The 13,403-nt window shown below is 52.1% G+C and carries 15 protein-coding genes; 4 read left to right on the forward strand and 11 right to left on the reverse strand.

The features are described 5' to 3' along the window. Positions 1 to 152: 152 nt before the first annotated feature. Positions 153 to 1,025 (forward strand): GNAT family N-acetyltransferase, encoded by an 873-nt coding sequence (locus RSX24_RS17525; protein WP_343261319.1) that lies wholly within the window; start codon positions 153 to 155, stop codon positions 1,023 to 1,025. 98 nt (positions 1,026 to 1,123) lie between these two features. Here RSX24_RS17525 and RSX24_RS17530 read toward each other — a convergent pair whose 3' ends face one another. The 3 genes from RSX24_RS17530 to RSX24_RS17540 form a co-directional block, all read right to left on the reverse strand. After that, positions 1,124 to 1,411, reverse strand: coding sequence for a hypothetical protein (locus RSX24_RS17530; protein WP_343261320.1), 288 nt, complete (start codon positions 1,409 to 1,411; stop codon positions 1,124 to 1,126). A gap of 248 nt (positions 1,412 to 1,659) precedes the next feature. Further along, the gene (locus RSX24_RS17535; protein WP_339278503.1) at positions 1,660 to 1,923 is read right to left on the reverse strand and encodes a CD3324 family protein; all 264 of its coding nucleotides are present in this window, start codon (positions 1,921 to 1,923) and stop codon (positions 1,660 to 1,662) included. A 196-nt stretch (positions 1,924 to 2,119) separates the two neighbouring features. Continuing rightward, positions 2,120 to 3,022 carry a helix-turn-helix transcriptional regulator gene (locus RSX24_RS17540; protein WP_343261321.1) on the reverse strand — a complete coding sequence of 301 codons (903 nt, stop codon included), beginning with the start codon at positions 3,020 to 3,022 and terminating at the stop codon, positions 2,120 to 2,122. A 70-nt stretch (positions 3,023 to 3,092) separates the two neighbouring features. Between RSX24_RS17540 and RSX24_RS17545 the strand changes: the two genes are divergently transcribed. Beyond that, positions 3,093 to 3,635 carry a dihydrofolate reductase family protein gene (locus tag RSX24_RS17545; protein WP_438286855.1) on the forward strand — a complete coding sequence of 181 codons (543 nt, stop codon included), beginning with the start codon at positions 3,093 to 3,095 and terminating at the stop codon, positions 3,633 to 3,635. A gap of 79 nt (positions 3,636 to 3,714) precedes the next feature. Here RSX24_RS17545 and RSX24_RS17550 read toward each other — a convergent pair whose 3' ends face one another. The 4 genes from RSX24_RS17550 to RSX24_RS17565 all read right to left on the reverse strand — a co-directional run bounded on the left by RSX24_RS17550 (position 3,715) and on the right by RSX24_RS17565 (position 7,779). Further along, positions 3,715 to 4,557: a TolB-like translocation protein gene (locus RSX24_RS17550; protein ID WP_343261323.1), complete on the reverse strand. Its 843-nt coding sequence runs from the start codon at positions 4,555 to 4,557 to the stop codon at positions 3,715 to 3,717. A gap of 34 nt (positions 4,558 to 4,591) precedes the next feature. Next, complete coding sequence (locus tag RSX24_RS17555; protein WP_343261324.1) at positions 4,592 to 5,713, reverse strand: SGNH/GDSL hydrolase family protein; 1,122 nt, start codon at positions 5,711 to 5,713, stop codon at positions 4,592 to 4,594. A gap of 48 nt (positions 5,714 to 5,761) precedes the next feature. Further along, positions 5,762 to 6,259, reverse strand: a complete 498-nt coding sequence (locus RSX24_RS17560; protein ID WP_343261325.1) for an SRPBCC family protein — start codon at positions 6,257 to 6,259, stop codon at positions 5,762 to 5,764. 206 nt (positions 6,260 to 6,465) lie between these two features. Beyond that, positions 6,466 to 7,779, reverse strand: coding sequence for an ATP-binding protein (locus tag RSX24_RS17565; RefSeq protein WP_343261326.1), 1,314 nt, complete (start codon positions 7,777 to 7,779; stop codon positions 6,466 to 6,468). A 307-nt stretch (positions 7,780 to 8,086) separates the two neighbouring features. Here RSX24_RS17565 and RSX24_RS17570 point away from each other — a divergent pair, with 307 nt between their 5' ends. After that, positions 8,087 to 9,454, forward strand: a complete 1,368-nt coding sequence (locus tag RSX24_RS17570) for a DUF2252 domain-containing protein (protein ID WP_343261327.1) — start codon at positions 8,087 to 8,089, stop codon at positions 9,452 to 9,454. A gap of 184 nt (positions 9,455 to 9,638) precedes the next feature. Here RSX24_RS17570 and RSX24_RS17575 read toward each other — a convergent pair whose 3' ends face one another. The 4 genes from RSX24_RS17575 to RSX24_RS17590 all read right to left on the reverse strand — a co-directional run bounded on the left by RSX24_RS17575 (position 9,639) and on the right by RSX24_RS17590 (position 12,528). Beyond that, on the reverse strand, positions 9,639 to 10,349 hold the full coding sequence (locus RSX24_RS17575; RefSeq protein ID WP_236413519.1) for an SDR family oxidoreductase: 711 nt from the start codon (positions 10,347 to 10,349) through the stop codon (positions 9,639 to 9,641). A gap of 31 nt (positions 10,350 to 10,380) precedes the next feature. Beyond that, positions 10,381 to 10,932 carry an NAD(P)H-dependent oxidoreductase gene (locus RSX24_RS17580; RefSeq protein ID WP_343261328.1) on the reverse strand — a complete coding sequence of 184 codons (552 nt, stop codon included), beginning with the start codon at positions 10,930 to 10,932 and terminating at the stop codon, positions 10,381 to 10,383. Positions 10,933 to 11,000: 68 nt separating this feature from the next. Next, on the reverse strand, positions 11,001 to 11,579 hold the full coding sequence (locus RSX24_RS17585; RefSeq protein ID WP_236413521.1) for a TetR/AcrR family transcriptional regulator: 579 nt from the start codon (positions 11,577 to 11,579) through the stop codon (positions 11,001 to 11,003). A gap of 271 nt (positions 11,580 to 11,850) precedes the next feature. Continuing rightward, positions 11,851 to 12,528 carry an HAD hydrolase-like protein gene (locus tag RSX24_RS17590; RefSeq protein ID WP_343261329.1) on the reverse strand — a complete coding sequence of 226 codons (678 nt, stop codon included), beginning with the start codon at positions 12,526 to 12,528 and terminating at the stop codon, positions 11,851 to 11,853. A gap of 171 nt (positions 12,529 to 12,699) precedes the next feature. On the opposite strand from RSX24_RS17590, the gene RSX24_RS17595 reads away from it, so the two are divergent. Continuing rightward, positions 12,700 to 13,371: a class I SAM-dependent methyltransferase gene (locus RSX24_RS17595; protein WP_343261330.1), complete on the forward strand. Its 672-nt coding sequence runs from the start codon at positions 12,700 to 12,702 to the stop codon at positions 13,369 to 13,371. The last annotated feature ends 32 nt before the right edge of the window (positions 13,372 to 13,403 follow it).

Here is a 13,403-nt window from a genome sequence, read left to right on the forward strand (position 1 = left end):
AGCCGGGAGCGTGTATAATAAACACAACCTGTAATGCTCTGGAGGAGATAAGATGACAACATTTCTGAACCTGACTGGACCCATTCTGGAAGGATAGCGCTTGCCCGGTCCGTAAACTGCGTGTTTCCTTCATGAACGAAGGTGCAAAACTCATGATTCATCATCAGGTTATTCCCATGAAATACGACAATGGTGCCCAAATTAACGATATCGTCGCGCTGGAGCAGCAGTGCAAGCAGCTCGATTCCGCTTACCTCAAGGCCGATCTGGAGCATCTGACCAAGGAAGACGGCGACCATGGGCTTTTGTGCTATAACAACGGTCAATTGGTCGGACTTCTAAGCTGGTATCCATCGGAAGGCACAACAGGAAGCATCAATGCTGTGGTTCATCCACAATACCGACGACAAGGCGTCTTCCATAGCTTGCTTGAACGAGCAAGGGAGGACATGCGACCTCTCGGCATCCATCAGCTAAGCTACCGCGTGCCGCAAAGTCATCCGGCTGGACCGGCTTCCGCTCACGCACTTGGCGCAGCATATGACCGTTCAGAATATGCGATGAAGCTCCAGAATGATGCGCCTGCAAAACAAAGTCAAACGGTTTTGTCTTCCGGGCTTGCTCTGACCACCGCAGAACCAGAGGATTTGGAGTTCATGATCGCCTGTTCATCCGCTGCGTTCGGCGATCCGGAAGATTGGACGCGCGGCTATTTCAGGCACACGGATGAACCGAGCCGGCCCACCTATGTGATTCGCAAAGAAAATGAGCGCGTAGGACTGATCCGGGTCAACGTCATCAACGATTCGACGGGGTTCATTCACAACTTCTGCATCCTGCCTGCGCGTCAGGGAGAAAAGCTGGGACGCGCCGCGCTCACTTTGATGGTACACCGATTGCTGGAGCAAGGTTATGCGGACATTCGGCTTTCCGTCGTAACGGAAAATGAACGTGCCCTAAGCTTGTACCGGAGCGTCGGATTCGACGTGACCACGGAAAATAAATATTTCATCGGCCCGATCTGAACGGGCACGGAAAGGAGATGTTCATCCCGCTAAGGGAGGACATCTCCTTTTTTCACAATGACCCGAAGTTTCCGAAACGAAAGGCCAGCTTCTCTCCGTCAAAAGTATGCTCCTGTATTTCCTCTCAAAGCAAATCCGGCAGGGAGATCATCTGCGGTGATGAGAAGCGGATATAGGCAACCTTTTTTCTCCCACCACACATTCTGAACGTCATACTGATCCTGCAATGTTCTGTATTCATTGCTGCTCTCGAAAATACCGTGACGATTCGGCATATGGCCTGCAGCGCCTCCGTAATGCTCGGACAGATCGTGCAGATATAATGGATACATGTTTTTGATGATGTGCGCCTCGCGCTCCCCGGTTAAAAGCGTTGCTACGTTCATTAAGGAAGCCCTCCTTCTCTCGTTATGCATGTACGCTGTGTTTGCAAAACTGCATCACCCTACGCATCCATTTTATCGGCCCCTCTGTTTACCCTATAGATAACAATCGATTCATAGCCAACCTTTACGCCTTCAGGGGTGACAAAAACCTTAAAAAACCGCATCGGGTTTAACCGATCCGGTTTAAATAGTGCCAATTATGGTGGAATGATCGTGCAGGTTCATGCTTACAGCATGAATCGGCTTGGTCATGTTTCCTTTTTGCCGTACACGATTTTGCGGATGCTATCGTCCGAAAGGCAAAACTGTCCGGCCAGGTCGGCCATGCTTGCACCGTCCGCAAATTGGGCGCGAATCTGCTCGTTTCGTCGTCGGACCAACGCCCTGGCGCCGGAGTTCTCGCCCCATTTTCGATGCATTTCCTTCGGTTTCGGAATATAGATCAACCCGCCCGGAAAATGCTGCTGCACCAGCTCCACAATTTCCGCAGGCAGTACGGTATGTGCATTCACGTATTTCAATTCGCTCCACTCCTTAAAATAAAGTTTTAAGGGAGCAGAGTCCTGAAATGAACGTTTGCCGCTAATCAGGCTTGGCGGTGGTGTTTATTAAGCTCCATGCAAAACAGCCGCCGCTGTTCATCCTGTGGACTCTGCATGGAGCGGCGATCCAATCTTCTTATGGGTTTTACCATGGTATCCCCCCCTTCTACAAATATTGGTTCAAGCTGCTCGCGAGCAGTTCCTTGACGGCTTCCTTCAGCCCATCCGGGCGAATGACCTCCACCTCAGGACCGTAGGATAGCAGCCTGCGAGCCGTGTACGGCATCTCTTCATGCGGCACCCGTCCGCGCCACGTATTCCCTTCAACGGTTTGGAACAATGGATCGGACCCGGCCAAGCGTTGGCCGAAATCGGTAAAACGAAGCACCACCTCTTCGCCAGAACGCCCATCTTCGGCTCGAAGCCATGCTTGCAAATGCGGAACCGTGTCATCCGTCTGCTCAAGCAGCCGGAGCGCCTTCATGCGATCCGTTCGGTACAGCAGCACCCGCTCGCGTCGCCGGGCCGGCATATACCAATACCCGTCATCGAAATAGATGCCGAGCGGGTACGCCTCGACTGTTTTCTCTCCGTTCCGGGAGTGATAGGTAAACGCAATGGCCCTCTTTTCCACCGCCGCTTGCAAAACGCCAGTCGTCACCGCTTCGGGCGCAACCGAGGGACGCTGCATAAACGTGATATGCCGCCTCATCCGTGCGATCAGTTCCTGCACATCTTCGGGCAAACTGCCGAAATATTGCTCGGCCAGATGCTCACGAATGGAACCATAAGGGAAGTCCGGAACCCGTTCCAGATACTCCAGCATCATGAACAACCCGAGCGCCTCGGTTTGCGTCAATTGCAGCGGGGGCAGAATGCGGTTGGGGAGCACCCGGTACCCGCCATGAACGCCTACCTCGGCGTACAGGGGAAAGCCCAGCTCCTGCAGATCGTTCAGGTCGCGTTGAATCGTCCGGACGGACACTTGAAATCGCTCCGCGAGTTCGCGGGCGGTAAACTTTTTGCGCGAATCCATCAGACGCATGATGGCCAGTTGCCGATTATTCATTTTACCCCGCCTAACTACGTCATCTTATGTCGTAATTATAGTTTACCATAGTGTTATATCGAAAGGAGTGATCAATACTATGCCAAAACGTAAAACGATTCTGTACATTGCCGCAAGTCTCGATGGATACATCGCCAAACCGGACGGTTCGGTGGATTGGCTGCACGACGTAGAAGGAGATGGCGGGGATAACGGCTATGGGGCCTTTTACGCCAGGATCGGAACGGTGGTTATGGGGCGCAGCACCTATGAAGAGGTGCTCACGCTTACGGATGATTTCCCTTATGTGGGTAAACCGACATATGTCCTGTCCCGTACGCCTCAGCCTCCCTCTCCGCATGTGCAATTTACGGGCGAAGACGTCGCGACCCTCATCCCGAAGCTGCAGCAAATCTCCGAAGGCGATGTCTGGATTGTCGGGGGCGGAAAGCTCGTACAGACGATATTGGAAAAAAGACTGCTGGACGAGATGGAAATTGCCATCATCCCGAAAATTTTGGGCAATGGCATCCCCTTGTTCCCTGTGGGTACCCTCCCCAGCCACTGGACGATGGTCGGCACGCAAACGTTGGGACAGATCGTATCGGTCCGGTATCAATCGAAGGCAAACTAGGCGGGGAATCCCGCCTTTTCGTTGGGGAATACATCCGTGCCGCGCTACGTCCAATCCATCGATCTCGGGGGGCGCCAGATCAAAGGCTCGGATATTTATCCAGCTTAAGCCAATCGCCCATCTGTTTCCGGGTCAGCTTGCGCACAGGTTTAACCTTTTCGCTCTTCGCGTCATACCGGAACAAAATGAAGCGGTCAGACGGGTGCTCGCTAATAAAATCGAAGGCTTTCCCGTTCTTATGCCACAAAATCAGGCTTGTGCTGATATAGTTGGTCGTCCGTGGCAGCCGAAGTACGCTGTCTTTCGCGGCATCATAGATCGCAAGGGTGCTTTTGGACGGATCCCCATAGGAAAAGGCGATCTGCTCTCCCGTCGGGGACCATTGATATGCCGTAATGGTTTCGAGGGTTCCCTTCACCTCTTGTTGCAGGCGATCGTTCAAGACGACGCTTTCCCCCGTGTCCAGGTTAACCAGCAGCAATGATGCCCCGGCGCTGCGGCTTGCCTGAATGGCCACCCATCCCGTGGCAGGCGATTCGGCGACGCTCGCAAGGTCCAGCCAGGAATCGTCGTAATCGGCCGTGTCGAGCTCGTGCCGCACTGCGCCCTTCTGGATCACGATGGATTCGATGACGTTCTGTTCAAAGTCCGCTTTATCTTCCTTTACAACGGTATGCGCGGTTACGGTCAAGCCTTTGCCTGTCCAAACGATGCTTCCGGGTGCTGTTTTTTTGGCATATTGAGTTACGTTCTGGTACACCACTGACGAAGCAGCGCTGACCTGGGATACAGCCTGCTTTGACGTCTGCCCTTGTGCCGATGCCGCTAGCGTTGAATTAGGGATTGTCCCCAACACTCCCGCCATAACGACAGCTCCGCACAATAACAGCACCGACGCCTTTCTGATCGCCACGTATTTCATTGGCCAACTTCCTTTCTCCACCGAAATTATAGGTTTAGATGATGCCTTCGAGATAATCGCTTAACGCTTCGGCCGCCCTGCGATGGGACGACTCCCCTGGATGGCTTCTGGCTCCCATCGTTGCTTGCGTCGTGTCGGGAAGCTGGAAAATGGATACCTTGCGGTCTCCCGTCCGGTGGACATAACGATCCACAGCACGGTAAATCGCCGGCATCATCGGCGAGCCGAGCATGCCGTAAGCCCATACGATCCAGGCCTTGGCATTGTTGTCGCGCAGCTTGCCGAGAAACCGTTCAGCCGCCCGTTCGAACGCGGCCAGATCATCTTCGTTAAAGGTGCCGTCGTCATTCAATCTTTGCTTATGCACCTGCCCGGTCACCGGGTCCTTCCATGCCGGCGTCCGAAATGCGCCGCCATCGTTGCTGCCCAAGTTGACCACAATGACATCGGGCTGCCATGACGAAAAATCGTGAAGATTGGCTGCGCCCAGTTCCCGGTTGGTCTCTCCTGTGAGCAAGCCGCATACTTGCTCATAGTAATCCGGGATGTTGCCGTGCGGATTGTTGTCCCAACTCGTCATCACGCCCCACCCGCTCTGGGAAATGACCCGATACTCCGCATCCAGCGCAGCTGCGGTCAGGAACGTGTAATTTTGTATTGCGCTGAACCACATCGGAATCCAGTCTTCTTCCTGCCTGGCACCGATGGCACCCTCTCCGGAAGTGATGCTGTCTCCAATGAATTCGATCTTGCGCGGGCGTTCGCGCACCGGCAGAAATTCGCCATCCGTTCGCACGGCATGCATTTGCAGTACGCAGCCGGGATCGGCACTCATGGCCTGCACCTCCTTGACGATCCGCACGTTTGTCGCTTTGAGCGGATTCATTCCCCGAAAGAGGCAGATCCAATTCCGGCCTTCCGCCAGCATCTGCCTGCTGACCGGCACACCGTTCACCAGTACGCTGATCCAGGACTCGTATAGTTCATAACGCGACTCGACCTCAAGCCACAGCTCGCTTCCTTGCACATTCAATTCCAGTGCGCTTCCCGTCCAGAACAGGGTCAAGGGCGACAAATTTCCCGTCGTGCGGCCATGCACCTTGAGATGTTTCACTTCTGTTAGCTCGAAATGCTGCAAACGATCATTGGACTTCACGCTAAATCCTCCCGCCGATATGGAATCTGTTTCTATCATAGTGAGATATCATAATTCATTTTCATTCGTTGATATATAACGCTGAAAAAGCAGCTTGTACTTTTCATACCAGTGCTGCCATTCCTCTGTTCGAGGCTCTACCGTCCGCCCGTCAAGAAGCTCTTCAATGACGCGGAGGCAGACATGCCAGCCTGCAACGTCTTTGGGCGTATGGCTTGTCACACGGCCGATCGATTCCAGCAGCAAGAGGCGGCAGCCTTCCGTTTCAGGGTATAGTTCAAACCTCACCAGATCCTCGCCCCATGTAAATTCGAGCACCGAGTTCGCCTGGACTTCCGTAATCTTCATTTCCTCAAACGTGCCGTCCTGCATGTCAAACCGGATCACGCCGCCGGTATCCAGTTCTATGACCTCCAACTCGGGAAACCACCATTTTAGTTTGTCATTGTCCGTTAGATACGACCACACGTTTTGAACCGAATGCTTCCATAGACGTTCGAATCGAACAACCACACCCTTCAGAGTTTGCTCCACTTCCGCGATCATGATCGGCCTCCTTATTTGTATATTCGTATGGCATGTTCAACATTTGTTGAAATCGTACTTGCGAATGCTTCCACCCGCCAATATCATCCATATATTGGTGGATTTTGTTTGTCCTGATTGTTGCACAGCCCTGGCGTAAAAGCAATACAGCGCTTTCGGCCTTTCCGGAGCCCGTGACACCCCGCGATCTGCCCTGCCTGCCCTATCTACTCCGAACCAAACGTATCGTGCATCTCAGATGACTTCAGCAGCTTCGCCTTCGGTATGCATACATCGAATTTGGCCCCCTGCTCTCCTTCCACACCGTCGCTGACCGTGATGCTTCCACCCAGGGACTGCACGATATCCCTCACATGGGATAGACCGATACCGGTGGCCGCAATGCCTGCCTCATTGAACTTTGTCGTGTAACCCGGCTCGAAAATGACTTCGCGTTTGGCAGCGGGAATTCCCTTTCCGGAATCCATGACGGTGACATGCAGGTTCTCCCCCCGCTCCAGCACGCGGATGTCGATGGTGCCGCTTTTGTCGACGGCCTCTACGGCGTTCGCCAACAGATTGTTCACTACCGTCAGCAGCGGTATGTAATAGGCCGTCTCGCAATCCATCTGCTGCTGTACGCGGATCTGAATCCGTTTGCCCAACATTTCGCCGTATTTCCGGTTTCCCCTTATCGCAAAATGAATAACCTCGGACACGCTCATATGGACGGCTTTCCCGTTATCGTACAGTTTCAACAACCCCGCCAGTATGCGTTGCGAATCCTTCTTGACCTCATGAATCTGCTGAGCAATTCCCAGCATGCGCTGGCTGTACTGCCCCAGCCCCTGCTCACGCAGATCGCGATAAAGCTCATAGCTGTCCGCGGCGATGCTTTCGATCGTTTTCATCGACTTCTTAAGGTAAAACACTTCACCATACAGGCCCGAGTCCACGCTGAGCATCTGCTCCATCCGCTTTTCCTGCTCCGCATGGAGAAGGCGCATCTGTCGTACGGTGATGCTGCTATACAGACCAATCACGAAGTAGCTTCGCAAGCAGGCTACCACAAGCAGATACAGCCATCCGCGGATGGAAAATATATCCGATCCCACCAGCACACCTCGAAAAAGAAGCTCCACGAGGTTGGAGGAAAAGTCGATGACGGCAATCATTCCTCCCAGCAGAAGCGGCTGCAGCTCGTTAAAGCGATACTTGAGCTTGCTCAGCATCCACGCGAATACGATGTAATACATGCCGGCCCCGATATTGTTCAGCACGCCTTCCAGAATGGACCAGTCATGCTTCTGGAGCAGCCAATCGCCCGTCTGGAATGCAAAGCTGGCAGCCCCCGTCATGATTCCGGTCTTCAGGTAAGGCAGATTGGGCAGAATCATCAGCAGCAGCAAAAAAATGCTGACGCCCAGACCGATGCGAAACACATCTTCCCGAAAAGGGTAAATTCTGAATTGTGCGCCGACTGCCGTAGCCAAGGCTACCGCGCTCATCTGCACATTTTCGTTTCTGAACCAATTGCGCATAAGATCCTCCGACGATTTCTTGTTCCGCGCCGCTGTTTAACGCAGCGACTATGAGATTACACCATCTAATATACAGCAGTCTTAGCATGATCAAGCAAAAAATAAGTGCCGCGCATCGCGTAATCGTTAGAAATTTTCCGAAAACCTTGTTATGCTGCACAGGAATCGGGCTTCTTTTGTCCAATATTTCTCAATATCTGGTTTGCCTTCCGATTTCCCAGGTCCAAAAGAGCGTGTATGATGAAGGTAGAAAGTTTAGTTCAGATTCTCGGCTTAACATGTCCAGTTACATAAGGGAGAGATGAAGATGGTGCATGAATCGATTACAGAAGGTGTTATGCGCACGCGCAGCAAGCTGCGGAAAGATTTGCTGGTTTCGGTTTTTAACGAGTTCGACGAAAGCATGATGCAACTGGACTCTCTTAAACGAGAGGAGAAGTACCGCAAAATGTCGCTGTCTCCGTTTTCTTTTTTCCGGGGAAGTGCCTACCTGTTCTATTTCGATGCCACGCGGCAGTATTTCCCCTATCACACGCGGGCGGACCGTCCAACCTGGATTCAGGGCGACCTGCACTTCGAGAACTTCGGCGCGTTCCATATTCAAGGCAGGCAGATCGTATACGACGTCAACGACTTTGATGAAGGGTACCTGGGCAGTTATCTGTATGACGTGCTCCGCATGTCCAGCAGCGTGGCTCTTGTGGGCAGGCAGTTCGGTTATGCCGAGGCGGAGCAAAAGGAACTGATTCAAACCTATCTCCGCGCCTACGCGAAACAGATTCGCCGTTTTGCCGCCGGAAAGGACGACCCCGCCACCTTTATGATGAACGTACAGACGGCGAAGGGTCCTGTACGCAAGCTGCTGCGCAAATTAGAAAAACGCAAGCAAGCCCATTTTCTCGAAAAGGTTACGGCACAGATGCAGGACGGCCGCGCATTCCTGGAAAATTCCGAGCTGGTCGTGCCGGAAGCATCGGAACAACGCCGGTTGGAGCAAGCTTGGACCGATTATCTGGATACGGTGGCGGAGCGGCATCCCGACGATGGCCATTATGCCATTAAAGATGTTGCGGTCAAACACGGCTCAGGCACGGCTTCCATCGGCCTTGATCGGTATTATCTGCTGATCGAGGGCGAGAAGGGCCATAACGATGAGGACGATACGATTCTGGAGGTCAAAGAGGTTCGCGTGCCGGTTCCCGCCTATTTCCTGCCCTATTCCGAGTCATTCTGGGCGCATTTCGGACATCAGGGCAAACGTGTGGTTACCACCCAGCAGGCGATGCATCATCAGGCCGATGCTTATCTTGGCTATCTCACTGTCGAAGGCCGCGATTTCTATGTCCGGGAACGCTCGCCTTACAAAAAACGGCTCAAGCCGCAAAACATCCAGAGCATTCAGGATATGCGCCAGGTACTTCGAGCTATGGGCAAATTAACGGCCAAAATGCACGCCCGCGCCGACATCGATGTCGCGAGCGGCATTCTTTCTTACCATAGCGAGCAGGAAATCGCCCACGCCATAGGAAGCGATACAGATGCTTTTGCCCGCTATATCGCGGACTGGAGCTATCTGTACGCGAATCAAGTGGAGCGGGACTATGCCTTGTTTACCGAGTGGATTGAGGAACGGTTCGGCATTGCCAAAGAGGAGAAGCTTGTGCCTAACATGTAGGTTCTGTCATCTTCAAAAAAACAGTGGTTGCCTGTAGGAAGCGCTATGCCTCCCCGGCAACCACTGTTTTTTCATGATCATCCCGTATTTCCTAAGGCTCCGCAGGTCAATTCGGCAATTCGGGGCACCGGGACGTCAGCCCCATTCAGCACGGGAGGGTGCATTTACTGCAAAAGCATAATTATCACCACGGAAGCTCGTTATCCATATAGTAGAATCCGCCGGTAGGGCCGTCCGCAGGCAAGGTCGCGAGGCGAACCGCCGTTGTCGCCCCTTCCTCTGGCGACAATTCCGCTTTGTTCCCGCCCATCTGCGTTTTCACGAGGCCCGGATGTACAGAGTTGACCTTCACGTTGGTTTCTGCTGTTTTCTGAGCCCAGTAGGCAGTCAGCATGTTAAGCGCGGCTTTGGACGCTGCATAGGCCGGCGTGCCAATCCGCTGCACAAGCGCTTCCGTGGACATCATGCGGATGGAGCCGATGGCACTGCTCTGGTTGACGATTCTGCCCGCTTCGCTCTTGAGCAGCAAGGGGAGCAAGGCCTCCGTAATGTAATAGGGAGCGAACGCGTTGACTTCAAATGTATCCCGGAACGCATCCCCTGCGTAATCTGCATTTTCAAGCCATACCCCTGCATTGTTCACCAAAATATCGAGTCGGCCATACGTGCTTGCGATATGCTCGGCTAGCGCTTCGATATGGGCAGCATTGGTGACTTCAAGCTCTACTCCGCTCGCCGCAATTCCTTCTTCCCGGAGCCTGGCTGCGGTTTCGTCCGCCGCCGCTTGGGTTCGAGCCGCAACCAGTACCGTAATCCCTTGCTGTCCCAACTGTCTGGCCACCTCGTAGCCGATGCCTTTATTCGCTCCGGTAATTAATGCGATTTTATTTTCCATTTCAATCTCCTCCTCTATGGTTAACCACGTTTTATTTGTTGATGGTGATCAGACCGCCTGTTTGAACATGACGGACATGCTTTGCATAGGCGATTTGGCTTTCCTCGATCTGTTCGTCTGAAATGTGGTTGGCATTATGCACGGCAAAAGGCGGCAAATAATGTGCGCTCACATAGTTGGCCAGCGCCTCCATCGGCTTCGCGATATCGCGAATGGTGAACAGATTGTATCCTCCAGGCTGATATGAAGCCGCTGTGCCCGCCGTCGAGATGGCGATGCCGATTTCCTTGCCTTTCAAATGTTCTCCCTCCGGGCCAAAAGCCCACCCGTATGCCAGCACTTCGTCGAACCATTGCTTCAACAACGGTGGCGTGCTGTACCAAAACAACGGGTATTGGAAAATGATCCGGTCATGGCTGTCCAGCAGTTCCTGCTCACGTTCCACATCAATCTTCCCATCGGGATAAGCCGCATACAGATCGTGTACGGCAATGTCCGTTTCTTTTTGTATGGCTTCAACCAAAGCGCGGTTGACGCGGGAATGCTGTAAGTTCGGATGGGCAACGACAATCAAGGTGTTCATGGTTATCTCTCCTTCACATTTTATTGAGAATGATCATTCTAATTAGGCGAAAAAAAATTGGTCTCTGCTTATTTCTCTAAAATTCGCATAGCCTGATTGGCAATCCGCTCAATCTTTTCCTTGGAAACCGAGGTCCGAACCATCACCCGAATGCCGGTCATGGCATTGTGCAACGATTCAGCGAGTTCCTTTGCTTCATAATCTGTGGTGAATTCGCCGTTTTGCTGGCCCCATGATACGATTTCGGTGAGCAGCCCTTCCGACTTTTCGAATGCGCACACCGCTTTGGCATCCACTTCGCCATCCCGCATCGCCAGCTCTGCCGCAGAATTCACGATCATGCAGCCGGGCGGGACGTCTTCTTCGCCGTAAATCATGAAATCAAACACGAACCGAACCGCTTCCTTCGCCGTCTTCGACCGCTTTACCCCAGCCGTTAATCTGGCGCTAATACGCTCGTCGAATCGATCGATGGCTCTCAGGAACAACGTGTGTTTGTCCGTAAACGTGTCGTATAGGCTCCTGCGGTGAATGCCCATATGTTCGACGAGATCGTTCATTGACGTTTTCTCGTACCCTTGTTCCCAGAAAAGCTTCATGGCCTTATCCAATACGGCTTGCTCTTCGAACTCTTTGCTTCTGGCCATTTCATTTCCCTCCAGTGATCTCATCTTAGCATATTGGGAACGATCAGTAAAGAATTATTTTTACTGATCGTTCTAATATTGCACTCTAGCCGTTGGTGTCAGACTTTTACGTCTATATACGCCACACTATTTAATCACACAAGGCCACTGCGAGTGCAGTACCATCTTCCGAAGGGGAAAATCTGGTGATAAGCTATGCTTCCGATGCAGCTTTCTTTCAGAAAGCTTTTAGGCGAACGCTTCGCTTCTCCAGATTGGTTCTGCCTCTCCGTTAACGTGTGTTTTTTTGCAATTTATATAGCTTCGGCAAAACGGTGAGCAGTTCCCGCAAGTCATTGATCACAATGTCCGCTTGAGCCAACTCGTCCTCTTGGGCAAAGTCGAAGCTGCACCCAATGGCCGTCAGTCCGTTGTCTTTGGCGGCTCGGATATCCGATAAACGGTCGCCGACTACGGCCCCCTGTTCGATCTCGTATTTTCGCAAGATACTGCCTACCAGGTCCGACTTATTCAAGGATGGAATGCGCTCAATGCTGAACACTTCCGTAATCCAGCGAGTCAGATCATAGTGATCCACGATGGTTTTCAAGTATTTTTCCAATCCGTTGCTGGCTATAAAAATGGAATATTGCTGTGCCCGCAGGCCGCGGAATACCTCCTCGACATGGGGATACAGTTCTCCCTTGCCCGCCTCGATATTCGAGATTAACCTTTCTAGAAAAAAAACGTCCGTCTGGGCTCGTACATGCTGATCGTGCTCCGGCAACAATGTTTCCCACACTTTTGGCAGGGGAGCTCCCATGATTTGACGGTACTGATCGATCGGCGTCTCTCCAACCCATACACCCATGGAACGCAAACGTTCAAACGTGTCTTCCAAAGAACATTCCAGAATCTTATCGGTTTGAAACAACGTCCCGTCCATATCGAATATGATCGATTTCTTCATGCTGCTCTCTTCCCTTCATATGGATACGGATAAACGTATCGCTCACTATTTGGTGTTCATCATTAGATTATATTTTTTGATGATTTAGAAGATATCCCCATACTATCATTTAACGTAAATATACAAGGTGGATTTCAGAAAAAAATCATATGAAGCAAACTGGGACACCTGTTGGACATTGGAACAGGAACGGGAAAATTCATCCCCACCCTGCTGAATGCATTTCGGAATGATTATGCTCGAATTACAGGAATCGATACCGATATCCGAGCCATAGAACAGGCTAATCAGCAATACAGCGATGACGGTAACATCCATTTCCTCGTCATGGATGTGGAGAGTTTGCAGTTCGGCGAGCATACCTTCGACACCGTGTGTATATCGAACACCTTGCATCATTTGCCCACCCTCACAAACGCTCTGACCGAAGCCGTCAGGGTGCTTAAACCCGATGGCCTGATGTTGATCAATGAAATGTTCCAGGATCACCAGACGGAGGCACAACAAAATCATGTCCTGTACCATCATCTGGAGGCGGACATCGATTCGGCCCTGGGCATCTTGCATAGACACACCTACAAGAAGCAGGAAATTCTCGATCTGATCGAAACGCTGAATGTAACGATTATCGATACGATAGAGTACGTGGAGCCCAAATCAGACTTAAAAAATGAGCAGGAAATGACCATCGTGGCACATGCCTGCGACAACCATGTTGCTCGAACCATTCACCTGCCCAACCACGAGCATTTCAAACGACGGGGCGAAGAATTCAAAGCGAGACTCCGTGCATATGGCATTCTGCGCGCTACGCAGTTGGTTGTAATATGTACGAAACACTAAATAAGAGTTCGAGGGGCGACGCTGCACCTTGT

The sequence above is a fragment of the Paenibacillus hubeiensis genome (assembly GCF_032334105.1).
Classification (GTDB): domain Bacteria; phylum Bacillota; class Bacilli; order Paenibacillales; family Paenibacillaceae; genus Paenibacillus; species Paenibacillus hubeiensis.